Source organism: Novosphingobium profundi (assembly GCF_020524485.1).
Classification (GTDB): domain Bacteria; phylum Pseudomonadota; class Alphaproteobacteria; order Sphingomonadales; family Sphingomonadaceae; genus Novosphingobium; species Novosphingobium profundi_A.
Genome location: NZ_JAIVLF010000006.1, coordinates 179,454 through 203,287, shown reverse-complemented (window position 1 = coordinate 203,287; position 23,834 = coordinate 179,454). Strand labels below are relative to the sequence as shown.

The 23,834-nt window shown below is 66.7% G+C and carries 17 protein-coding genes; all 17 read right to left on the bottom strand.

The annotated features are described in order from the left end of the window. Positions 1 to 8: 8 nt before the first annotated feature. Complete coding sequence (locus LC060_RS17405) at positions 9 to 2,651, bottom strand: AAA family ATPase (protein WP_226637846.1); 2,643 nt, start codon at positions 2,649 to 2,651, stop codon at positions 9 to 11. After that, positions 2,648 to 3,766, bottom strand: a complete 1,119-nt coding sequence (locus tag LC060_RS17400; protein ID WP_226637844.1) for a metallophosphoesterase family protein — start codon at positions 3,764 to 3,766, stop codon at positions 2,648 to 2,650. The genes LC060_RS17405 and LC060_RS17400 overlap by 4 nt, the downstream gene beginning before the upstream one ends. Before the next feature lie 110 nt (positions 3,767 to 3,876). Continuing rightward, positions 3,877 to 4,095: a hypothetical protein gene (locus LC060_RS17395; protein ID WP_226637842.1), complete on the bottom strand. Its 219-nt coding sequence runs from the start codon at positions 4,093 to 4,095 to the stop codon at positions 3,877 to 3,879. Positions 4,096 to 4,153: 58 nt separating this feature from the next. Next, positions 4,154 to 5,092: a metallophosphoesterase family protein gene (locus LC060_RS17390; RefSeq protein WP_226637841.1), complete on the bottom strand. Its 939-nt coding sequence runs from the start codon at positions 5,090 to 5,092 to the stop codon at positions 4,154 to 4,156. A gap of 84 nt (positions 5,093 to 5,176) precedes the next feature. Continuing rightward, positions 5,177 to 7,669 (bottom strand): TonB-dependent receptor domain-containing protein, encoded by a 2,493-nt coding sequence (locus tag LC060_RS17385; protein WP_226637839.1) that lies wholly within the window; start codon positions 7,667 to 7,669, stop codon positions 5,177 to 5,179. 81 nt (positions 7,670 to 7,750) lie between these two features. After that, positions 7,751 to 8,734, bottom strand: coding sequence for a FecR family protein (locus LC060_RS17380; RefSeq protein WP_226637838.1), 984 nt, complete (start codon positions 8,732 to 8,734; stop codon positions 7,751 to 7,753). After that, positions 8,692 to 9,264, bottom strand: coding sequence for an RNA polymerase sigma factor (locus LC060_RS17375; RefSeq protein WP_226637836.1), 573 nt, complete (start codon positions 9,262 to 9,264; stop codon positions 8,692 to 8,694). The genes LC060_RS17380 and LC060_RS17375 overlap by 43 nt, the downstream gene beginning before the upstream one ends. A gap of 541 nt (positions 9,265 to 9,805) precedes the next feature. After that, positions 9,806 to 12,013: a TonB-dependent receptor gene (locus LC060_RS17370; RefSeq protein ID WP_226637835.1), complete on the bottom strand. Its 2,208-nt coding sequence runs from the start codon at positions 12,011 to 12,013 to the stop codon at positions 9,806 to 9,808. Positions 12,014 to 12,102: 89 nt separating this feature from the next. After that, positions 12,103 to 12,285, bottom strand: a complete 183-nt coding sequence (locus LC060_RS17365) for a hypothetical protein (protein ID WP_226637834.1) — start codon at positions 12,283 to 12,285, stop codon at positions 12,103 to 12,105. Next, entirely contained in the window at positions 12,282 to 13,478 is a 1,197-nt protein-coding gene (locus LC060_RS17360) for a PepSY-associated TM helix domain-containing protein (protein ID WP_226637833.1), read from the bottom strand. Before LC060_RS17360 ends, LC060_RS17365 begins: the two co-directional genes overlap by 4 nt. Before the next feature lie 179 nt (positions 13,479 to 13,657). Next, complete coding sequence (locus LC060_RS17355) at positions 13,658 to 14,284, bottom strand: FMN-binding negative transcriptional regulator (protein WP_226637832.1); 627 nt, start codon at positions 14,282 to 14,284, stop codon at positions 13,658 to 13,660. 51 nt (positions 14,285 to 14,335) lie between these two features. After that, positions 14,336 to 15,910, bottom strand: a complete 1,575-nt coding sequence (locus LC060_RS17350; RefSeq protein ID WP_226637831.1) for an amidase — start codon at positions 15,908 to 15,910, stop codon at positions 14,336 to 14,338. Positions 15,911 to 15,941: 31 nt separating this feature from the next. Beyond that, positions 15,942 to 17,957 (bottom strand): alpha/beta fold hydrolase, encoded by a 2,016-nt coding sequence (locus LC060_RS17345; RefSeq protein ID WP_226637830.1) that lies wholly within the window; start codon positions 17,955 to 17,957, stop codon positions 15,942 to 15,944. Between the two features lie 93 nt (positions 17,958 to 18,050). Then, positions 18,051 to 20,993 carry a TonB-dependent receptor gene (locus LC060_RS17340; protein WP_226637829.1) on the bottom strand — a complete coding sequence of 981 codons (2,943 nt, stop codon included), beginning with the start codon at positions 20,991 to 20,993 and terminating at the stop codon, positions 18,051 to 18,053. A gap of 188 nt (positions 20,994 to 21,181) precedes the next feature. After that, a complete protein-coding gene (locus tag LC060_RS17335) occupies positions 21,182 to 22,273 on the bottom strand; it encodes a FecR family protein (RefSeq protein WP_226637828.1) in 1,092 nt (363 codons plus the stop codon). After that, positions 22,270 to 22,830, bottom strand: a complete 561-nt coding sequence (locus LC060_RS17330) for an RNA polymerase sigma factor (protein WP_226637827.1) — start codon at positions 22,828 to 22,830, stop codon at positions 22,270 to 22,272. The genes LC060_RS17335 and LC060_RS17330 overlap by 4 nt, the downstream gene beginning before the upstream one ends. Before the next feature lie 98 nt (positions 22,831 to 22,928). Further along, positions 22,929 to 23,831 carry a citrulline utilization hydrolase CtlX gene (gene ctlX, locus LC060_RS17325; protein ID WP_226637826.1) on the bottom strand — a complete coding sequence of 301 codons (903 nt, stop codon included), beginning with the start codon at positions 23,829 to 23,831 and terminating at the stop codon, positions 22,929 to 22,931. Between the last annotated feature and the right edge of the window lie 3 nt (positions 23,832 to 23,834).

Sequence of the window (23,834 nt, the reverse complement as noted above, 5' to 3'; positions counted from 1 at the left end):
GGATCTGGTCACAGGCGAATGCGGTTGGCCTCCAGATGGCGGAAAGCGCGTTCGCGGCAGGTCAGCACGATGACCTGCATCGTTTTGGCCACCTCTCCCAGCAGATCGAGCATGGCATCGAGGCGCATGTCGTCGGCGTAGACCAGCGGATCGTCGAGGATCAGCGAGACGGGATGCCCCTTCTCGTGCAGCATTTCGGCAAAGGCGAGGCGCGTAAGGATCGCGAGTTGTTCCTGGGTGCCGTGGGACAGCGTGCCGGTCGCTTCCTCGCGTCCGTGGCGCCGCAGGATGCCGAGCGCCAGATCCTCGTCGAAGTCGGCCTGTGCACCTGGTAAAATGCGATCGACATAACGCGCCGCACGCCGGGCGACGGGGCCCGTGATCGTCTGCGCGCTCTGGCTACGGGTCTCCTCCAGAGTGCCGCGCAGCAGTTTGAGCGTCGCGACATCGAGTTCGACGCGGTCGAGCGCCTGCGCGGCATCGCTCAATTCGTCGCGTGCGGCGGCCAGTTTCTCGCCAAGGCCCTGTCCGCCTCCGCTTTCAACCTTGGCGCCAAGGCGGATGACCTCCTCCTTGATATTGCGCGCGTCCTGCTGGGCGGCCCGTGTGCGCGCCTCGTGCGCGGACAACTGGCGCTCAACACTGGCCGGGTCGAGCCCTTGCGCCAGGTCCTGTGCCTTGCGGTGCTCATGGCTCTTCATCGTCAGCGCTTCGCGGGCGCGGGTGAGACGCTCTTCGCGGTCGGCAAAGGCGGGATCGCTCTCGATGGCGATACGGTCTCTCTCCGCGTGCTCAAGGGCGGATTGCGCCGTGCCCTTGGCAACCTGGAGCGGCGTATGCGCCTCGACAGACGTGTCGAGCGCCTGCTGGGCCAACTGGTGGTCCGCGTCGGCCCGGGTGAAGGTTTCCTCGGCCTCGTGCAGCGCGGCGTCCAGTGCTTGCATATCGGGAAGGGGGTGGTCCTCCTGGTCCTCCTCTCCTGCGCTGTCCGCCGTCAGGGGATGGGTGGTCACGAAGTCGGCCAGGGCCTGTGGACCTGCGGCAAGGTCGAGTTCGGAATCGGCGGGAGCCTCGCCAGCGATGCGCTTGGCCAGCTTATCCGCGTCCAATTGCGCGGCCTTGCTTTTGAGAGCGTGCTCACGGGCCTCGCGGCTGCCCGAGACGCCGTGTGCCTTGCAAAGCGCGGCAAGGCTGGCCTGGGTTTCATCGAGGGCCTCGTGCGCATTGGCGAGCGCGAGCGGCGGGCGCAGCACCAGTTCGCCTCCGCCGGGAAGCGCAATGCGGGTCTCGCGAAGGACGCTCCATTCGCCCGGCTCCATCGGTGCGCCATCGCGCAGAAGGCCGTTCGCCTCGCCGATCAGTTCGACCCGGGTGCCGCCGGCTTCCAGCATGGCGCTGTGGCGCGCCAGCGCCTGTTCAAGGCGCTCAAGCTCATCGGCCAGATCGGCAGGTGGCGCGCTCTGGGCGAGTGCGAGGAGGCCTTCGCGTTCCTCCTGCAGCGCGCAGATGGCGCGGTGGCGTTCATGCGCGGCCTGGATGCGCTGTGCGCGGCGCTGCGCGCTGATGCGCCGGGCGCCCTCCTGCTGCGCCTTACGGGCATTCTCGCGCGCCGTGCGGGCGTCATCCAGCGCCCGCTTGGTCGTGTCCTTGCGGGACCGGGCTTCGGCCAGTTTCCCGGCATGGGCATCCATGTCCGCCCGCGCACGTTGCAGCGTCTCGTTGGCGTCTTCCAGGGCTTGGGCGGCGCTGCGGTGGCGTTCGTCGAGCGCCGTCAGCTTGTCGAGCGCGTCCTGGCACCGGGTGACTTCGGCCTCGTGCACGCGCAGCGTCTGCGCGGCAGAGCGGGCCGCTTCCAGCTTGTCCGTGAGGTCTTTGCGGGTCTGCGCATCGGCGGCCGGATCAATGTCCCGCTCGATGCTGGCAAGCCGACGATTGGCCTGTTCCAGCTCCTCGAAGGCCTGTTCCAGGGCTTGCGCGCGCTGCTCGATCTCGGCGAGATTGGCGCTCGCCTTTTCGTGCCGGTCGAGAGCCTTCTTCCAGGCGCCATTTGCGGCGGGCTTCCCGGTCCGGGTCATCAGCGTGGCGCACTGGGCTTCGATACGGGCGCTGACCGCATCGAAGTGGGCCGAGCCAAGCAGCGCGCCAGCCTGCTGTTCAAGCGAGTTGCCGATCAGCGAGGTAACCCGGCCCGCCGGGGCCTCGATGGTCAGGCCCTCGGTCTGGGCCACCCAGAGCATGCCCAGAACCCCGGACAGCTTCGTGTCAAAGCCGCCCTGCTCGAAGCCCAGGAGTTCCTGCAAGGCATCCTCGGCCTCCGCGCCCGAAACGCGGCTGCCGTCGGGGCGGGTCAGTTCGGCCTGCTTCTGCTTCAGGAAGCGTTTGGTCAGGCTGTAGTCGCCCGAGTCCAGCGTGAAGTCGAGCGAGATGTGCGGGGCGACATCATCGCCATGCGGCTGAAAGGCCTTGATCTGTTGGGTCGCAGAGGTGTGGCGCAGGAACAGCGCGGCGCGCACCGCCTCCATCACGGTGGACTTGCCCGTCTCGTTGGGCTCGATCACGATGTTGAGGCCCGCACCCAGTCCCTCGATGGCGAGGGGCGCGCGAAACTTGCGGAAATTTTCCAGGCCGATGCGGCGAATGACAAGGCTCATCGCGTGGCCTCCTGGCGGTTGGCTTCGATGAAGAGTTTTTCGAGGGCGCGGCGGGCGATGGGAGCCTCGCTGCCGCCGGTCTCGATCATCTCGCGCAGGCGCACGGCGGCCCGGCCGATGAGGCCCTCGCTTTCCAGGCTGGCCATGTCGTCCTCGCTGGGCGTCACGGAAAGATTGCCCTCGCGCGTGTCGAGGAAGCGCAGGCGATGGGTGAGGTCGTCGTGCAGGCGGTTGACGATGCGGGTCTTGTCCGTCAGCGAGACGATGCCGGAAACCGTGAGCTGGAGCAGCGTGGCCGCGGGATCGACGCTCTCCAGGAACGCGTTCACCTGCGCCTCGAAGCCGGTGGCATCGGCAAAGGGCCAGTCCGCCACCTGCCAGGTATAGCGCGCGGTATCGAGCACGGTGACGGTAGGGGCCGCACCCGCTTCGCATTCGACCAGCAGGCAATGTCCCGGATCGTTCGCCTCGCGCGGGAAGCGGTCCGGCTCGGGCGTGCCAGCATACCAGGTACGCGCATCGACGCGCAGGGTCCCGTGCCAGTCTCCCAGCGCCAGATAGTCCAGCCTCGCCTGCTTGACCCGGTCCGGCGCAATCAGGTTCGCGGCATCGCCCTGCGAGGAAAAGTCGCGGATCGAACCATGGCCAAGGCCAATGCGCAGCGCGCCTGCGGGTGTCTCCATGGTATCGAGCGCGGCGGTGGGATCATCGAGCGTGTGGCGGCGCAGCAGCGGGGCCGGCAGCAGCCATGCGCCCGGTTCCATCTCCTGGGCCTCGCTTTCGCTCAGAACGATGATGTTTGCGGTTTCGTGCTTGCGCACACGGTCCCACAAGCCCCTGTTGCGCGCGAAATCGTGGTTGCCGGGCAGCAGCCACCAGCGGCAGGCATAGCGGGCCATGCGGCTGACAGCCTGGATCACGGTGCGTTCGTCCGGGCCCTCGGTGTCGAACACGTCGCCAGCCACCAGCACGTGCGCGGCCCCGTGACGGTCGGCCAGCTTGCCGATCGTGTCGATCACGTCAAAGCGCGCTTCGCCCAGCGCCGCGCGGGTCTGCTCGTCGAACCGGCCAAAGGATTTGCCGAGCTGCCAGTCGGCCGTGTGAAGGAATCGCATGATGAAGTTCTATCCGTGTCGCTGCTGGCGTCCAAGTGAAGTCCGCTAGAGGCGATGGTTATGACAAAAGCGGTCGCTCTGGCAGTAATATCATATTTTCTAGTTGGTTATCAGGTTTGATGGCCCGGCCAGGCGGCGCCGAGGCCGGTGGCCAGAGCTTCCATCAGGCGTGTCGCGTCAGGCCCGGCCCGGTGCGGCGCGCGATGGTCTGCAAGAAACCGGTTCATGCGCGTACGCCCCTGCGCGTCCAGCCTGTTCGTCAGCATGGCGATATCGCCAAAGCGCAAGGCGAGTGGCTGGCCCGCGGCACGGCGCAGCGTGTCGCGCAACCGGATGCCTTCAACGGCCGGCGTCTGCCCTGCAACCCATTTTGCGCGACAAAGCCAATCAGATGGGCACATCCTGACGGTCGGGGACATCGAAGCCGTAGGTACGGAAGGAGGCCCAGACGTCCTCTCCGGTAACTGCGATTTCGCAATAGCCCTCGGGTGTGCCGAGAAACGAGCCTTGCCAGTCCGCGCCCGCCACGGCGCCTGGCGAAATGAAGTGCAGGCCGTTCAGCGTGATCTGCTCGAAAACATGGCTATGGCCCTGCAGAACGGCAATGACGTTGTAGTCCTGCAGGACGCGCAGGACCTCGCGGGTGTTGACGACGAAGGTCCAGTTGTGCGGGGTGTTCAGCCACGAGACCGGCTCGTAGCATCCCAGCGCCGTCACCAGCGGGATATGCGTGACCACAATGATGCGCTGGCCCCGGGGCTGCTGCGCGAGGTCCGCCCGCAACCAGGCGAGCTGGTCCTCATCGATGCGGCCTTCGTAGTTGCGGTCATCGGTCAGGCCGATCGAATCGAGCACCACGAAATGGACGCCCTTGTGGTCGAAGGCATAGTACCTTGGTCCGAAGTGCGCGGTGTAGAAGGCTTTGCCGTAGTCCGGCGCGTCGGGCGCAATCCCGCTCTCGGCAAAGACGCCGAGGCAATCGTGGTTGCCGATGGCATGGTGGACCGTTTTGCGCAGGTGCTTGCGTTCAGTCCGCTGGTAGAGGTCCATCAGCATCGTGGCGCGTTCTCGGTCCACGCCGAGGGCGTCCTCGATGTGATCGCCGCCATGGATCGCAAAGTCGCAGTCGCTGGCCGAGATCTGTTCAAAGCACATCGCGCAGGCCCGGTCCGCGCCCCCTTCGGGCCGGATATGGGTGTCGCTGAGGAAGGCAAAGCGAAAGGCATCCTCGCGCCCGGGCGCTTGGCTAAGGGCAGGTGTGAGTAAGCCGGTAAGCGACAAAGCGGGCGCGCCCAGGGCGGCATGCAAGAGGTTGCGGCGGTTCATGGCAGAAGCTCCTGGCTGGAACGAAAACGACGAGGCCGACGCCGCGGTGTGCGCGCGTCGGCCCCGAAGCTCCTGGGGGGGAGATCAGAAGTGGAGGCGTACGGTGCCGAAGACCTGGCGCGGCGCGGCGGGCTGCAGCGTCGTGTAGGTTCCGCCCGGGTCCGAGGTGACGAAGCCTGCAGTGCCGGTCGAGGCGATGTAGCGCTTGTCGAAGAGGTTGTTCACGTTGACCTGCACTTCGATACCGCCGGCAAAGCGATAGCCCGCCGAGGCGTTGACGTTGACCGCGCCGGGCAGCTTCGCATCGTTGAGGTAGCTGTAGTAGCGCGCGCTGCGGTAGTGCGCGGACACCTGACCCCAGAGGTGACCATCGTCGTAGTCGAGGTCGATGTTGCCGACATTCTTCGGCGAGGCGACGACCTGCTTGCCCTTGGTCGGCACGATGTCGCCGCCAAGCGGCTGCACGTCATCGTCGTAGCTGGCATCGTTGTAGGCCCAGCTCCCGTAGACTGACCAGTTGGGAGCAAACTTCCAGTTCGCGGCCGCCTCGACACCGCGCGAAGTCACGCTACCCACGTTCTGGAGGACGTTCTGGTTGCCCACGATCGTGGCGCTGATCGAGGAGGCCAGCAGGCGATTGGTGAACTTGACGTAGTAGCCGGTGAGCGAGAACTGGACGTCGCGCCCGTGGAAGCGGTAGCCACCCTCGAAGGTGTTGGTCATCTCGGGCTTGAGGTCGTCGCGGATGTAGTCGAAGCCAGCCTGCGAACTGCTCGAGAAGGGACCGCTCGAGGCCGAGGCGACGAAGGCCGCCATGTTGCGGGTGTAGTCGGCAAAGATCTCGTGCTGGCCATCGAAATCGTAGAGCATGCCAACCGTGGGCAGGAACCAATTCTGCGCCTTGATCGAGCCATCCATCGGCTTGTTCGCGGTAATCGTGCGGGCCGAACTCTTGGAGACAACGCCTTTGACCCCGGCATTGAGGCGCAGGCTGTCGGTGGCCTGCCAGGTATCACCGATGTCGAGCTGGAGCGTGTCGGTGTCGAAGACGTAGTGCCAGTTGGTGACGAAGGGGTCGGAGTAGAACTGCTGGAAATTGGGCGGGGTAACGCCCTCTTCCAGACCATAGAGGTGCGAGGCCTGCTCGAAGCGGTTGTGTTCGTACCACACGCCGCCTTCGATGGTGTGATTGCCCGCCTCGAACGAAAGGCGGGAGATCACGCCCTTGCGGTTCACGTCATAGCGCAGCGCCGAGACCGAGACCGGCGAGCCGCCGTAGGCTTCGGGCGTGGGATCGTAGGGGTCGGCCCAGGTACCGATACCATGGTCGAGATGGATGTAGCCGGTGGTCGAGCCCGACAGGCGCGAGCCGATATCGTAATCAAGCCGTTCATAGGCCAGCAGGTCGCGCCGCACGCCGCCGCCGTTGTAGACGGCATCGTCGGCGTTGACGTAGGGGGCGGGCACGGTGCCACCGTTCTGGACCACGCGGGCGAGGTCCTCGGCCAGCGCGAAGGTCGGCACGTTGTCGAAATGCCAGCCGTACTGGTCGATCTTGGCGAGCGAGAGGTCGTTGTAGTCGTCCTCGCGGCGGTCGATCAGGTTGAGAAAGGTGGTCGAGGTCACATTGTCGCCCAGCGGCTGGACGTACTTGGCGTTGAGCTGGTCCTGCTCCTGCTTGCCCCAGCCGCGCCACTTGCCCTGTTTGTCGTGCGCGTAGGCGACCATCAGGCGCCCACCCCAGGGCAGTTCGCCCGAGTTCACCCGCGCGAAGCTGTGCCAGGAATTTTCGCTGCCGTAGCTCTGCGCAAGGTCGATGCCGAAGTCCGAGGTCGGCTCGATCGAGGTGAAGTCGATGGTGCCGCCGATGTTGCTGGTGGAGGCCGTACCCAGCGCACCGCTGCCCTGCGAAAGCGTCGCCCCGCCGTTGTTCTCGCTGAGAAGGGCGCGGTTGATCGAGAGACCGTTGTTGTTGCGGTACTGCATGTTGCCGAGCGGCACGCCGTCGAGCGTGTAGCCCATCTGGTCGGTGATGAAGCCGCGGATCGAGATCTGCGTGGCGGCCTCATACGTGCCGTTGGCATCGGAGGAATCGAAGTTCACGCCGGGCAGGCGATTGAGCGAACGCAGCGGCGAGGCACCCGCCGTGCTCTTGCTCATGGCCTTGGGGGTGACGGTCTGCACCTGGCGCGACTGGCCATAGCCCAGGACGACAATTTCCTCCTCCTGCGCAGCGGCCGCAAGGGGCGTTTCCGGAGTCGAGGAAGCCGTAGAGGCGGCCTTGAGCGCGATCAGCGTGGCGCTCTGGCTGGCCACGACCAGCCCTTGGTCCGCGATCAGGCGGCCGAGCGCCTCGTCACGGGTGTAGCGACCGCGCAGGGCCGCAACGCGGCGCCCCTGCACCGCATCATACGGAAACGAGAGATGCACCCCGGCCTGCCGTGCGAACGTGTTGAGCGCGCTCGCCGTATCCGAGGCGGCAATGTCGAAGGAAAACGCGCGCGCTGTATCCTGCGCATGGGCAGCCGCGGGCAGCACGGCTGCCAGCATGGCAGTCGTCGTCAGGTACTTGAACATGAAATTGGACCCCACAAAGTGCTATTGTCGGGGCAGGGATGAATGGCGCGAAGGAAACCGCCATTCGCGCTGGAAAAAAATTCAGCTGCGCGTGAGAACGATGCTGCCGGTGTCGTCGCGGCGGGTGCGGATGGCAAAGGAGGTCCGCAGCGCCTGCAGGAATTCGGCCGGGTTCGAGGTCGCGAAGGTCCCGCCGACGCGCAGGCGGGAGAGGCCGGGATCGCCGATCACGATCTTGTCCTCAAGGTAACGGTTCATCTCCGAAAGGGCATAGTCCAGGCTTTCGCCGTTAAGGACCAGCGTACCGCTGCGCCACGCGGTGACGCGGGCCATGTCCTCTCCATCATCGCGAACACTGGCCTTACCCGCAGTGGCAAGCGCGGTCTCTCCCGTGCGCAGGCCATGTCCGTTCGCGCCGAATGTCCCGCCCCCTTCAAGGACGGTGAGCTCGCAACTCGCGTCTCGGATGCGGGCGTTGTAGATGCCGGGCATCAGGTGGAAAGTTCCGCCCTGGGTGAGAAGCGAAAGCCTGTGCGCAGCGGTGAGACGAATGGCGATCTCGCCGCGTTCCAGCCAGAGCTTGAGCGGGTCTCCGTCCTTCCAGAAAATACGGCTGTCGGTGTTGAGATCGACGGTCATTGCCGAACCGCTCGTCACTCTGGCATTTTCCCCGACGCCGGTACGTGCGCTCTCGCGGGCGGCCGCGCGGTAGGTCAGGCCTGCGGCGCCAAGCGCAAGCGCGCCGACGGCGAGCCCGGCGCGAAGAACCTTGCGGCGGCTGCCGCGTGTCGCGGGCGCATGGTCTGCAGCATCGTCCATGCCCTCCTGAGGGGAGCCTGCATCCAACGGTGGTGCGGATGGGGTGTCTTCAAGAAGGCGCATGTCGCCCATGTCGCTCCACGCGCCTGCAACCTCGGCAAACGCGGCCGCATGGCGTGGGTCAGCATCGCGCCAGGCTTCGAAGGCGCGCACGTCCGCGGTGCCGGCATCGAGGCCGACAAGCCATCCTGACGCGATCTCGATCAAGTCGATACGCGTCGTGTCGGGGCTGGAATTCTCGGGCACTCTACCTCCGGTCGTGCATTATCGTCACGCCGTGCTCGCGTTACAAGGGCAAGACCCTTGGCCAGATGCTTTTCGACCGTGGAAAGCGAAATGGAGAGTGCCTCGGCAATCTGTCCAGGTGCCATCCCCTGGATCTTGCGCATGTGCAGAACCCGCCCGCATTGAGGGGGCAGGCTCTCCATGATGCGGGCAAGCTGGCGCAGTTCCGAGCGGCCGGAGGAGACCATGAAGGCATCGGGCGCCGGGTCGGCTACGTCAAGCGCTTCGAGCGAGGCCAGATAATCGATGCGCACGACATTCGCCCGGCGCAGCCGTTCCAGGGCAAGGTTGCGCACGATCGTGAGCACGAAGCCGCGCGGGGACTGGATCGCGTGGAAATCCTGCGTATCCAGGACCCGCGCATAGGCCTCCTGAACGAGGTCGTCGGCTTCGTCGCGGCCGCAGAAATGCGCGGCACGCGCCCGGTACGCCGCAGCATGGGGCAGCACTTCGGATAGGAACCATCGGTCGATGTCGCGTAGCCAGCCCAAGGCGCACTCCTGTTTGCTGGGCGGCGCTTAGGTGTTCTTTTTGACAGCTTCGGGACATCGAGATTGCGCGTTGATGATGTGGCGGCGCCCTCAAGGCATGGATGCGCGAAGGTGGGCCTGGGAGGATACACATAGGAAAACCGCTGAAGTACGATGCCGCGAATGCAGGGGGTATTCGCGAAGCAGCTACGCGCCAAAAGATGCGGTTCGAGCGAAGAAACCCAGAGGGCTGCAACGGCCCTTCGCATCCGCGATGCGCCTCAAACTGGCCTGCCCGCCAAGCTTCTCCAAACTGTCACAGCAGATATCGCGGGATCAGGGCATCGTGCGCTTCGATCCCGATGGCAGTCGCGACACGAATGCCTGCAAAAATGCCATGGCAGCATGCAATCCCTGCGTCGTCATCCCTGCCCCCGCCTTCGCCATGTGCAGGCCTTGTCCGAAAATAGGGGGGCGGGGCTTCTCGCGGCCTCTACCATCGCAACGCATCTGCCATTCCAGGGCGGGCTTGGCCCCCCCTGGAACATGTGCTGAAGTCGGCCTAGAAGTCGATCGAGGCCGAAGCCTTGAAGGTGCGCGGAGCGCCTTGCAGGAGGGCCGCGCTTGAGGCTCCGAATGCCGAGGACCAGTAACGGGTGTTCGCCACGTTATCGACCGTGAAGCGCAAGGTGAGCGGCTTGTCGCCGGCATCGAGAACGTAGCGCGCGCCAAGATCCACGCGGGTCCAGTCATCAAGTTCGAGGGTGTTCGCTGCGTTCACCCACTGCTTGCCGGTGTAGACAACGCGCCCGGTCAGGGTGGCACCGAAGGGCAGGTCCCATTCGACGTTGGCGTTGGCCATCCATTCCGGAACCCCGATCGCGCCATTGCCCTCGTTCACCGCGCCCGACGTCCGGCGCAGTTTGGCATCGGTATAGGTCGTGCCCGCGATAACCCTGAGGCCCCGGGTGATCTCGCCGTCCATGCTGAACTCGATACCGCGATTGCGCTGTTCGCCGTAGATCCCGTAGGTGATGGCGTTCGCGTTGGTCGGGGTCGGCGTCGAGATGCTGAAGCCGCTTGGACGGTCGATCTGGAAAGCGGCGAGCGAGAGGTTGAAGACGCCCAGGCGCAGCTTGGCGCCCGCCTCGTACTGCTTGGTCTTGAATGGGGCGAAGACCTCGCCGGGATTGGTGAGGTTGGTGTCCATGCTCGCCCGGTCGCCCTGGACCAGGCCTTCGGCGCGGTTGGCGAAGAACGAGAGACCCTCGACAGGCTTGAAGACGACGCCGACGACAGGCGTGACCGCGCTTTCATCGTAGGTGGTGCTGAGCGCGCCGTCGGCGTAGGCGTAGCTCTTCGTGGTGATCGACTGGAGACGCATTCCGGCGGTGATCAGGAGGCGGTCCTGCCACAGGCCCATGGTGTCCGAGACGAAGACGCTGCCCAGCCGGTTGCGGGTGATCGGGAAGGGATCGTCGAGATCACCGCCCGCAAAGTGGTAGCCATCGGGCCGCGCGACCTGCGGCGTATCATAGAGATTGGTGGCGATGGGCGCGGAAAAGTCCGAACCGCCATAGACGAAATCGTACGCCGTGCGCGCCACCTGCCAGATGTACGAGGCACCGACGTTGAACTCGTTGGTGACCCCCGCGGCGTCCAGCTTTACGCGAAGCCCTCCGGTCGCGGCTTCGTTGTTGGAGGTATAGGGGATGTAGGAGGCGCTGCCGTTGGCCGCGCCCGTCACCGCGTCGGTGACCGTGAGGCCGCTGTAGACACCTTCTTCCGAACCATCGCGCGCGCCGAACGAGGCGTAGAGCATGGCCTTGTCGGAAAGGTCGTATTCCGCGCGCAGCGTGCCGAAGATGTCACGCAGCTTGGAATAGGTGAACTGCTGGCCATAATTGTGCGATGCGCCCGGAACACGCGGGATATCGGTGACGCCTGCTCCCAGCGAGACGGTCGGGCGCTGGCCGCGGACCTCGTAGCGCTGGTAGGCAAGGTCGAGGAACAGGCGGGCGCGCTCGCCCCGGTAATCGAGGCTCGCGCCGATCACGTAGGCGCGCCGGTTCTCATCGTTGATGGCGACATCGCCCGAGCGCACGGCACCGTTGATCCTGAGGCCCCATGCGCCGTCGCCAAAGCGGCGCGCGACATCGAAGCTGCCGCCGAAGTGGCCGCTGGAGGTGTAGTTGGCCGTCGCCCGGGTGAGGGGGGTATTGCCTGCCGTCTTGGTAACGAGGTTGACGCTGCCGCCCAGGCCCGATCCCCCCGGCGCTGCGCCGTTGACGAAGGCGCTGGCACCGTTGAGCACCTGCACCTGCGAATAGAGTTCGGGCGCGACCAGCTGGCGCGGGGTGATGCCATAGAGGCCGTTCAGCCCGACATCGTCGCCATAGAGCGTGAAGCCGCGTATCACGAACTGCTCCGAGGCGTTGCCGAAGCCATAGGTGGTGCGCACCGAGGGATCGTTCTCGAGCAGTTGGCCCAGCGTGTTGGGCTGCTGGTTGAGGATGAGCGTCTCGCCGTAGCTCTTGATGCTGAAGGGCACGTCCAGCGCGTCCTTCTCACCCAGCACGCCGAGCGAACCGCCGCGGATCACTTCTGTGCGGTTGCTGCGCTGGGCCGTGACGATGATGTCATCGTCGCCGGACGCGGTGTCGGACGCCGTATCGGACGCCGTGTCGGTCTGGGACCAGGCCGGGGCTGCGGACACGAGGGTCAGCGCCGATACCGTGGCGAGGACGGCAACGCGGGTGGAAAGGCTCATTTCGGCTCCCTTGGGGAATGTTGGCTATCGTTGCTGGCCGGCTAATGCGAATAAGTTGCAGAATCAATCGTGAATTTGCCAGCGCGTGATCAGCTGCGGCGCCGGGCCCAGGCCCAGGGGAGAGTCGCCACTGGCAGACCGAGCGCCGCCCACGACAGCGCATCGCGCAGGCCATCGCCGGTGAGCGCGCAAAGCAGGCCGGCAAGGCTGGCCACGGCGATGCAGGCCGGGGCGGCGAAGACCTGTCGCAGCGGCTGACGCGCGCGCTTCATCGCGCCGCCTCGCGGGTCAGGGCCTCGCGGGTCAGGGCCTCGCGGGTCAGGGGCAGAGCGCTGCGTACATCCTCGCCGGATCGGCGCGACCGGCGCCGGGCGAGCCAGAGATAGAGGCCGCTGCCCAGGATCACGAGGGTGAAGATGTCGAGGATTGCCCAGATGATCTTGAGCGGCAGCCCGCCGTAGTCGCCAAAATGGAGCGGCTGCGAGAGGGCGAGCGCCTTGGCGTACCAGGGCATTGGCGCGCTGGCGGTCAGCGCGCCGGTTCGCGCATCGATCAGGGCGACGGTCAGGAGATGTTCGGTCAGCGGGGTGTCGCCCTGGAAGAAGATGCCGTAGTGGTGCCCCGAACTGTAGTTGCCGCCCGGGAATCCGATGAACTGCGGGTTGCGGCCGGGGAGGGCCTTGCGCGCATTCGCCATCGCTTCGTCGAGCGACCCGTAGTCGGCAGGCGCGAGCGCGGCCTGGCCTGAATAGGTCGAGATCATGCGGGCAAGCTCGGTTGCCTTCCACGAGGCATTGATCGGATCAGCGAGGGTATTCACCACGCCGGTCAACCCCACGACGAGGGTCCAGGCCAGGGCGACGATCCCCAGCAGGTTGTGATAGTCCAGCCATTTGACGCGCCGGCTGCGCGAGGTGCGCAGGCTGCCGAAAGCGAGTTTGCGCATGAACGGGGCGTAGAGCACCAGGCCTGAGACAACCGCGACCGCGAACAGCAGGCCCATGGCGCCCAGGAACAGCATGCCCCCTAGCCCCAGGAACATGTCGGTGTGGAGTTGCAGCAGGAAATGCATGATCCCGCTTTCGTCCAGCGCGGAGACCAGCTTTCCGGTGGATCGGTCGAGCACCATCACGGTCATGTCCGCGCCTGGGGAATCGGGCCGCGGCGCGGTGGTGACGGTCATCAGCGGCTGGGTGTTGTCGAAGGCCATGAACGTGGGCACTTCGCCGGGGCGGCTGGCAAGGGCGACCTGCAGCATCCGGTCGAGCGGCAGAAGCCCGCTGGCTTCGCCAGACGATGCGACACCGGGCATTCCCACGTCGGGCGTGCCTTCGCTCAGCACGTCGATCTCGTCGTGGAAGATCAGCGGCAGGCCGGTCAGGCACAGCATCAGCAGGAATGCCGTGCAGACAAGGCTGCTCCAGGTATGGACCACGTCCCAGGCGCGAAGGGTGCTGTTTTTCACGCCCGCGGCCTAGTGCTTCTGCGAGCGAGTTGCAACTGGTGGATCAAGAGGCGGCGCGTCGGCTACGAGCGCGCAAGCCGCCGCATCTAGCGTGCTCGCGTCAGGCCGAAGGCGGCGGCGATGCCGATGGCGACGGCGCAGTAGCCGGTGGTGCGCCGCGCCGTCGAACCGATGCCCGCTCACAGCCGGGGCACATCCTGCGCCGCAGGCGCGAGGCGACCCGCGTTGGCGCGGTGCATCGCGGCGGCAAGCTTCGTACCCTCCAGCCCGGCGAGGATTTCGCGCAAGGTGGGCAGGTCCTCGTCCTGTCCCAGCTTGAAGCGCAGGTCCCTGTCGGTGATCGCGGCGCGAAAGCCGATGATCCGTGACAGCATCTGCGGCGCGCGCGATCCCGCATCCTCCATGCGCCAGGGCACGGGCCGGTCCGCCTCGGCCTCGTCGACCAGCAGGCGCACGGCCTCCTCGGTGCCCACCTCGCGCAGTTCGACCTCGAGCGTGAGCACGGCGACGGCGTAGTTCCAGGTCGGAACCCAGTGGGCCTTGGAAACATGGCCGGGCGAGACATAGCCCTGCGCTCCCATGAACAGCGCCCAGGCGCGGGGCTCCTGGCGCAGGGCCGCGACCTGCGGGTTCGTGCGCGCGCAATGGCCGATAAGCGCAACGACCTCTCCGTCCGGGCCGGTCTCGGCGACGAGGGGAAGTGCAGATGCATCGAAACCCTCTGCGCCCGAGGTGACGAGCCAGGCCAGCGGGTGGGAGCGGATGAGGTCGGCAAGGTCGCCCGGGGCGCCTGTCGGAAAGGTCATGTGGAAAGCCTTATCAGGAAGGGGCGTGCGGGCGCGTCCTGCATGGGAAGATCAGGCGCGCAGCACGGGCGGGCGGGCCTGTGCGATCCAGGCGCTGGCCTGCTCGTAGGCGTGACCCAGTTGCAGGACGGCCAGGTCGGCGTTGCGCGGGCCGATCAGCTGGATGCCGATGGGAAGATTCCCCGCGCCGCCGAAACCTGCCGGAATGGCGAGGACCGGCAAAGCGGCCATGGTGGCAGGCAGGGTAACTTCCATCCAGCGGTGGTAGGAATCCATACGGCGTCCGGCGATCTCGTGGGGCCAGTGCTGGTCGACATCGAAGGGGAAGACCTGCGCGGTCGGGAGCGCAAGGAAATCGTGGCGCGTGAACGCCTTCTGGAACGCCTTGGCGATGCGGGTGCGGCCTTCGCTTGCAGTGACCAGCTGCGGCGCGGTCTGGCGCTTGTAGCCTTCGACTTCCCAGATCGCTTCGGGCTTCATCAGACGGCGCGTTTCGGGATCGTCGTAGAAGCCCTGAAGGTCGGCGCCTACCGACCAGTGGCGCAGCGTGACGGCGGTCTGCCACATTGCCTCGGCGTCTTCGGACAAGCTCGCCTCGCCTACTTCCATGCCCAGGGATGCGAAAGCACCGAGCGCCTTCTCGCAGGTCTCCAGCACGCCCGCTTCCATGGGGAGCGCGCCGCCCAGATCGCCCAGCCACCCGATGCGGGCGCCCTTCCAGTCGCGCGCGAGCGGCTGCGCGAAGAGGGCCGGGTCGTCGTCCTGCGCGAAGGGCGCGCGTGGATCGGGGCCGGACTGGACCGACATCAGCAACGCTACGTCCTCGACATGGCGGCCCATCGGTCCTGACGTTGCGAAGTTCTGCCAGAACAGGTCGGTGTTGGGGAGCGAGGGAACCCGACCCCAGGAAGGGCGGAAGCCGAACACATTGTTCCATCCGGCCGGGTTGCGCAGCGAACCGCCGAAGTCGCTGCCATCGGCCAGTGGCACCATGCGCAGCGCCAGCGCCACCGAGCCGCCCCCGGTGCTGCCCCCGGCGGATTTGCGCGGATCGTAGGCGTTGCGCGTGATCCCGAAGACAGGGTTGTAGGAATGCGAGCCCAGCGCGAACTCGGGCACGTTGCTCTTGCCCACGAAGATCGCTCCGGCCGCGCGCATGCGGGCGACGACCAGCGAATCTGCGTCGGGAACGTTGTCCTTCAGGATCGGCGAGCCTTGCGTGCTGGCGATGCCGCGGGTGGAGGCGGTGTCCTTGACCGCGTGAGGGAAGCCATGGAGAGGTCCGTGAAAGCGGCCCTTGGCTGCGTCCTCGTCCAGCCTGCGGGCCTGGGCCAGCGCGGCATCGCCATCAATCCGCGAGACGATGGCGTTGAATCTGGGGTTGAGCGCATCGACCCGTTCGAGATGCGCGGACATGACTTCGCGCGCCGAGAGTTCCTTGCGGCGCAAGGCCTTGGCGAGCGAGACCGCGCTCATGTCGAGGATGTCATTCACAGGCGCATTCTCCCTGGAAGCGGCCAGCACGGCCGGAGCGGTGAGGGCAGAGCCCAGGGCAGGGGCCAGCGCGGCGGAGCGGGTCAGCACGTCGCGTCGGCGCAGGCCCACAGGGGTGGTTGCTTGTGTCATGCCGAAGTCTCCTTGTCACAGGGGTACAGGGTCACAGGTGCGCATCGAACCAGGCGAGCACGCGCTCCTGGATGTCGCGTTGATGATCGGGGCCGCCGATCCGGTGCGGCTCGCCCGGATAGGTGACCATGCTGGCTGGCTTTCCGAGCAAGCGCAGGCCGCGATAGAAGGCGAGCCCTTGCGAAAGGGGGACGCGCGCATCTTCTTCGCCATGGAGGACGAGCACCGGCGCCTCGACCTTGTCGAGCGCGCGCAAGGGAGCGGACCGGTCCATCCGGGCGATCGCTTCGGGCGGAAGGCCGAAATAGGCCGTCACGAAGTCGGGCGTGTCGGTGGCGAGCGCGAGCGTCAGCGGATCGGTGGGCGCCGCGCCGATCACTGCGGTGCGAAAGCGGCGGTCGTGGGTCACCGCCCAGGCCGAGAGGAAGCCGCCGTAGCTCCAGCCTCCGATGCCCAGACGTGCCGGATCGGCGATGCCGCGCGCCACCAGCATGTCGACGCCGTCGGTCAGGTCCTGGTAGTCCCGCGTGCCCCATCCTGAGATAACCCCGCGCGCATAAGTGTTGCCCTGACCTGCCGAACCGCGCGGATTGGGCAGGAGGACCGCGTAGCCGTGGCTGGCGAGAAGCTGCGCCCAGTCGATCCAGCTGCCCTGCCAGGCCGTAGCCCAGGCTTCGTGGGGGCCACCGTGCGCGAGGACGACCGTCTTGCGCGGGCTGCCTGGAACGTGGTCGGGGGGGAGCACCAGCACGCCATAGATCGTCTGGCCGTCACGCTGGCTGGTCCATTGCACTTCCTCGACGGTGCCGAGCGCAACCCTGCGGACCTGGGGGTTGAGATCGGTAAGTGCGGTGAGCCTGGCGTCCCCGTGTATCCAGATATCGGCAGGACGCTCGGGCGTACTCGCCGCGAGGGCAATCTGGCCGTCCGCCGCCACCGAAAAGTCCGTGATGCGTCCCTCAAAGGGCAGGTACGGGCTGGCCCGTCCGGTCCCGGCGTCGATGCGGACGATCTGCTGGCGGGTATGAATGACGGCGCGAGCAAGGAGCGTGTCGGCCTCGCCCGACCATACGATCTGCCGGATCGTGCCGTCGAGATCGGCGCCGACCTTGCGCACTCTACCCGAGGCGACGTCGGCGACGAAGGCGTCGATTCCAATGGTCCCCTGTGCCGGAGCGGTGAAGGCGACCTTGCGGCTGTCCGGTGACCAGCTCGCTCCGCTATAGGCGCTCTTGCGCAGGGTGCGCAGGCTCGCGCAGCTCGCGACATCGAGCACGCGCAGTTCGGAATGGTAGAAGCGGTCGTTGAGGCCCGAGGTCGCGGCCGCGCGAACCGCGATGCGCGTGCCGTCGGGCGACCAGCTGACATCGGACAGGGTGCGCCCCTTGACCGCGATGCGCCGCACGGTGCCCGAGGCCAGGTCCTGGATCCACAGGTCGACCGGGACGCCCGGCGCATCGACCTCCTGGATCGGGTGGGCGGTCTCCTCGTGCGGTGCGCGCGCCAGCACCGCCAGGCTCTGGCCGTCCGGGGCCCAGGCAAAGCTGCGCACGCCATCTGCGAAGCGCGTGACGGGGCGAGGTGCCTCGCGGCCGGGGCGCACGATCCAGATCTGGCGCGTCGCGGTGCCGGTCGCATCGTCCGGTGCCTTGCGGTTCGAGATATAGGCGATGGCCGTGCCATCGGGCGACCAGCGCGGGCTCCCCTCCTTCCACGTGCCCTGCGTCAGGCGCACCGGGGGCGAGGCGCGGTCGTGCGCCGCGATCCAGATTTCCGAACGCTCCGGCGCGCCCGTCGCCAGGCGGGGCTGGGTGACGTAGAGAACCTGCGTGCCATCGGGCGCTATCTGCGGGTCGTGGACCCCGGTCAGGCCCATGATGTCGTCCGGTGTGATGCGGCGTTCGACCTGCAAACTCCGTGCGGGGGCGGCCGTGTCGTGAGGCGCGGCGGTCTGGCCGGAGGTGGCAAAGCCGAGACTGGCGGCCAATGCGCCTGCCAGCACAATCGGCCGGAGTTGCGCGGTTGCCGCGCGCGAAAGGTCCTTCACCTGCGATGCCCTCTTGCGATCTACGGGATGTTCAAGGCGCGAAAAAGGACTGCGGGGCAGGTACGCGTGCCCCGCAGTCCGGTCGGGACCCGATCAGAACTCGAGGCGGGCGCCGATCGTCATGTACCGACCGATCACGTCGTAGTACGGCGTGAAGGTGGAGTAGATCGGCGGGTCCTTGTCGAACAGGTTGGCGACGTTGCCGTAGATTTCCAGCGACTTGCCGCCGGCAATCGCGACCTTCTGGCTGAGGTTGAGGTCGAAATACATGAAGGCGGCGTAGTCGTTGTTGGTCAGCGTGGGGCGTGTGCGGTCCCAGTACCCGGCCGAAATGAACCGCCCGCGCACAAGGCCACTGAACCCGTCGCTGGCATAGCCGACCGAGAGGTTGGCGCGCAGACGCGGTGTGCCGTCGCTGAAGGCATAGCCCTGCGTCCCGACGTACTCGATCTTGGTGATGTCATCGTCGCGGGTGAAGCTGTTCACCCAGGTCCCGATGAGACGCACGTCGATCCGACCGTTCGCCGAATTGTTGAGCGGCAGGCTATAAGCCACCTCGGCGTCGATCCCGTCGGTCTTGAACTGCGCGAGGTTGACCTGCGAGGACGTGATGCTGGTGATCCGGCCCGCGCTGTCACGGTTGATGTAGCCGCACAGGTTCGTGTTGCCCGCCTCGCAGCGGTCGACGATGTTCTGTCCGCCCAGCGTCGAGATGACATCGTTGATCGCGATGTTGAAGTAGTCGATCGAGGCGGTCAGGCCGGGAAGAGGCGCCATCGTCAGGCCCGCGGTCCAGGTGTTCGCCAGCTCGGGCTGCAGCTGCGGATTGCCGCCGCCGTAGATCAGGGTGCTGGTGGTCCCGGCATCCGGATTGCGCGGATCGACGATGCCGCCGTAGCTCATCGTCGGGGTGGTGTAGAGCTCGGTAAGATTGGGAGCGCGGATGTCGCGCGAACGGGTCACGCGGCCGATGACGCCCGGAAAGAACTCGTTGGTCAGCCCCAGCTTCCAGGACCAGATCGTACCGCTCGTGCTGTAGTCGGAGGCGCGCACCGCGCCGTTCAGCTGCAGATTGCGCAGCAGCGGGGTGTCGTGGACGAGCGGGAGGACGATTTCGCCGAAGGCTTCCTTGACGTTGTAGCTGCCCGAAAAGCCGCTGAAGTTGAAGGTGCGGAAGGCACCGGCTGCGTCCATCTCGCTGATGTTGGCGCGGGTGGAGAGACGGCGCCCCTCGACGCCCAGGGCAATCGAGACTGGGCCTGCGGGCAGGTCCACCGGCTCGCCGCGCAGCGAGGCGCCATAGGTGTCGAGCTTGTCGAGCCCGTTGAAGCGCGGCGTTCCGGTCGTGTAATCGATGGCGGCCTGGCTGGGCGCGCCCTCGCCGAAGAGGTTGACCGGCACGCAGCCGCTGACGCCCTGGGTCAGCTGGACACGGCAGACCGGCGCGCCGGTGGCCGGGTCGATGACGGCGTCGACCGCGTTGGCGAAGTTCTCGGCGATGAGGAAGCCGGGCGTGCGCAGCTTGTTGCGGTATTCGCCGTGGCTGTAATAGGCACCATAGCGCCAGCGTCCGTCGCCAAAGCTGCCATCCAGGGCGATCGTGCCCTGGATGTTGCGGCGGTCGACGTCGATGTCCGCGAAGGCAAGATCGCCGTTGAAGCGTGACAGCGTGAAGCTGTCCTGTCCGGCCGCGGCCAGTGCCTGGCGGATATCGCTGTTGAGAAAGGCGTTGTCGGCCTGGATCGTCCAGTTGTCGATGTGGCTGCCGAACCAGGCATAGGAATTGTAGAAGCGCGAATAGCGAAGGTCTGCGCTGATCTGCAGCGTGTCGGTCAGCTCATAGGACGCCTTTCCCATGATCGCGTAGCGGCGCTGGGGCGTGACGAGCACGCTGTAATCGTCGTTCGAAGGGCCTTCACCGCCGATCATGCTGCTGCCGACGACCGTGCCGATGTCGGGAGTGCGCAAGGTGCCGTCCGGGTTGAAGCCTTGCCCCTGCAGCACGCCCGAGGTGATGTAGCCGCCCTTGAGGCGCGTGGCATAGCCGATGCCCGGCGTCAGCGTGGTGTTGCCAAGGCTCGACCAGCGGCCGGTGTTGGCCCGGTCGGTGCGCCGGGGAATGCCCTTGTTGTCGACGTATTCCCCGCCGATCACGAAATGGCCGCGACCATCGGCGAAGCTCGTCCCGAACTTGCCCGAGATGCCGTACTCCTGCGCGTCCCCGCGCGAGGAAATGCCGCTGTGGGCGCCCAGACGGACGCCTTCGTAGTCGCTGTCGACGATGAGGTTGACGACGCCTGCGACCGCGTCCGAACCCCAGGCGGCCGAAGCGCCGCCCGTGACCACATCGACGTTGGCGATCATGATCGAGGGAACCGAGTTCAGGTCCCCGTCGACCAGCCGGCGGCCATCCATGAGCAGGAGCGAGCGCTGCGCGCCAAGGCCGCGGATGTTGATCGGAAAGCGCCCCGCGCCGGTGTTCGTGCTCGACGTCACCGGGGACTCGGCGGCTTTGAACTGGGGCAGGTCGGCGAAGGCGGCGCCCAGGTTCGGACGGCTCACGACCTGCAGGTCGGCCTGCGTCATGCGCAGGAGCGGAGTGGGCGATTCGTAGCCCGGAAGATCAATGCGCGAGCCCGTCACGACAATGCCTTCACCCGAAGAGCCCGGCGCACTGGCGGCGTCCTGGCGGGTCGCGGAGGGCGCACTGTCCGCGCGTTCGATGCGATACCCTCCGCGCGCATTGGCCACCGCGCGAAGGCCGCTTCCCCGCAGCAGGCGGGCAATGGCATCCTCGCTGGCATAGCGACCGCGCAGGGCAGGCGCTGTCCGGCCTGCGGCAAGATCGGGCGCGACGACGACCATGATGTCGGACTGGCGCGAGAACTCCAGCAGGCTGGAGGCCAGCGCCTGGGCCGGGATATCGAACTGACGCACCTGCGTCTGCGCCATGACCGGCGTGGCCGTGGCGAGTGCCGACACCGAAACCCCGAGCGCCGAGGCCAGCACCAGACGCGACTTGAATAGGCTCAACATTTGCATTTCCCCCTGATCCGTCCCTGAACGGTGGCGCTGCCCGGTGCCGCGACGCAGTGTCCGCATGCACCGACCAACACCCCGATGACGCACGCGGACAGGCGATCGTCAGGGGGTGGGTGAAATTTTTTTGTCACAAGGGAGCCACACGCGATGCAATATGTCGGGAGAACGGGGTCGCGAGGTTCTCAGCGGCGGGCGCGGTCAAGACGGAAGGCGCCGTCCGGGGTCTCCTGCGCCGTGACCGGAATGACCCCGTCAAGCGCGCTGACGAAGGCGGGGATCTCGCTGACCTTGAAGGCGGCCGTGACGCGCAGGTCCCCGATGGCCGGATCGCGCATCGTCACTCCCGGCGCGTAGTAGCGGTTCACGTCGGAGACGAGATCGGCAAGCCGCACGTTGTCATAGACGAGGCGGCCCTCGCGCCAGGCCCCGGGGGAGGGGGCAGGCGATGGCGGGGCTGGACGCGATGCTCCGGCGGGCATTTCGCCAGATGGGCCCGGTGCTGCCAGGCCCGGTGCTGCCAGGCCCGGTGCTGCCAGGCCTGGTGCGGCAGTGGTAAACTGGACCTCGGTGCGCTCCCCAGCGCGAAGCCGGGTGGCGCGCAAAGGCGCTCCATCGCCTCCGGGATGGGCCACTTCGACCTTGCCCTGGAGCACCGCGACGCGCACCGACTGGTCGGTGAAGTTGACGTCGAACTTGGTGCCCAGCACGCGCACGCGCGATTGCCCGGCCTCAACAGTGAACGGCCGGCTGGCGTCATGGACGACCTCGAAGAACGCTTCGCCGCGGGTCAGCGCAACGCGGCGCTGCGCATCGGCAAAGCGTACCTCGAGCGTGGAGGCTGGCGCGAGGGTCACCTGCGAGCCATCAGGCAGCGTGATGAGCCGCGTCTCGGCAAGGCGTGTCTCGTAGCGTTCCGGTGCAAGCGGGCGCAGCAGCAGCGAGATGGCCACGACAGCGACAAGCACGGCGGCTATCGCGGCCCATGCCATCGGGTGCCGTCCGAAACGGGTAAGGGATGAGCGCATAGGCGCGCCGTCCGCCTGAGCTTCGGGCGGTGGCGGGGCCAGATCGGCGAGGCCTTCCAGGGCGGCGATATCGCCCCAGGTGCGCGAAAGCTCCTGCCAGGTGCGTTCGTGGCGCGGGTCGGCCGCGCGCCAGGCATCGCGTTCGCGCCGTTCCTCCGCGCCAAGCTCGCGTTCACTGGCCAGCACGACCCAGTAGCTCGCCAGCTCGTCGATACGGTCCCTGTCTTCGCGGGCGGCCTGCGACGTCATGTTTCTTCCTCCGCCTCCCTCAGCGCGCGCTCGCACTGCACGAGTGCCTGGGCCGCGTGCATCTTCACCAGGGTCGGCGAGCATTTGAGTTGGCGCGCTATCTCTGCGTAGCTTACGCCGTGAATGCGGTTCATAATCAAGACCTGTTGCCGGCGGGGATCCATCGCGCGGATTGTCCGCTCGAGGATCTGCCATCGTTGCTTTGCCGATAAGACGCGCTCGGCATCGCAGTCGTCATGCAGGGCGCCCAGAATCTTTTCGCCCTCGGCATGGTCGCTGCGCACTTTCTGGCGGCGGCGCTGGTCGAGGACGTAGTTGCGCGCCGAACGGGCCAGGAAAGCCTCCGGGCTCTCGATGGCATGACGGTCCTCGCGCACCGCAAATTTTTCGAAGGCGATCTGGACCACGTCTTCCGGATCGGGGGGACCGGGCCCGAAGTTCGCCGCGACATAGCGGCGCAGCCGGTCCCTGTAGCCGCGATAGAGCCGATCGAGCTCCTCGCCCGAACCGGTCGGGGCGGGCGTGACGACGTCCTTCGATGTGGATTTGGAACTCATTGAAGACGCCGCTTCCCTTCACGCGCGAGGGGACCAAATCCCGGAGCGGGATGCAAGTGCGCTTTTTTACATTGCCACGATCCGGGAGATGGGGGTGCTCAGGAGGCGGGACGCGGCGCGAGGTGGATGCCTGCCAGCATGCAGCGGACCGAACCTCCGGCCATTTCGATGGTCGGCACGTCCAGGGGGACAAGGCGGGCGGCCCGCTCCAGCCGGGCGATCTGCCTGGCATCGAACGCGCGCAGAGCGCGCGACGACAGCGCGATGACCGGCCCGGAGCGCCCGTCGAGCTCGATCAGGTTGCCGCAGAATTCGCCGACCTGGTGCTGATCGATGGCGATCAGCTCGCGCCCATTGCCGGTCAGCCGGGCGTAGAGTTCATCGCGGCGGCGCGCATCGCGCAGCGTGTCGAGACCCGCGACGCACAACTGCGTGCCAATGCTGAGCATGACGTTGGTATGGTAGATCGCCATCCCGTCTGCGTCCGTTGCCTCGAACATCATCGGCTCAAAGGCAAAGCGGGTGCAGAACCGCTCGAGCAGGACCTCGCTGGCGCGGTTGGAACGGGCCGCATAGGCCACCCGTTCGCAGTGGTCGAGCACGATGGCGCCCGTGCCTTCGAGGTAGAGGCCGTCATGTTCCAGCCCCGACCAGTCGGTCACTTCCTGGACACGGTAGGCCCGCTTGAGGAAGGTGACGATGTCCTCGCGGCGTTCGGAACGGCGGTTGGGCGCGAAGAGCGGGAAGATCGCCAGATGCCCGCCCGAGTGGGTCGAGAACCAGTTGTTGGGAAAGACCGAGTCGGGCGTCGCCGCCTCGCTGTCCTCGAACAGGTGGACCCGGATCCCCGCCGCCTCCAGTCGGTCCGCCGCGCGCGAAACTTCGGCATGGGCGGCCTCGGCCAGCGCCGCGCGGGCATCGGCCTGGATCGCGACCGTGCTCTGGAAGGCGTTGTCACATCGGGTTTGCGGGTTGGGCGCGAAGAAATGGGGGCGGATCATCAC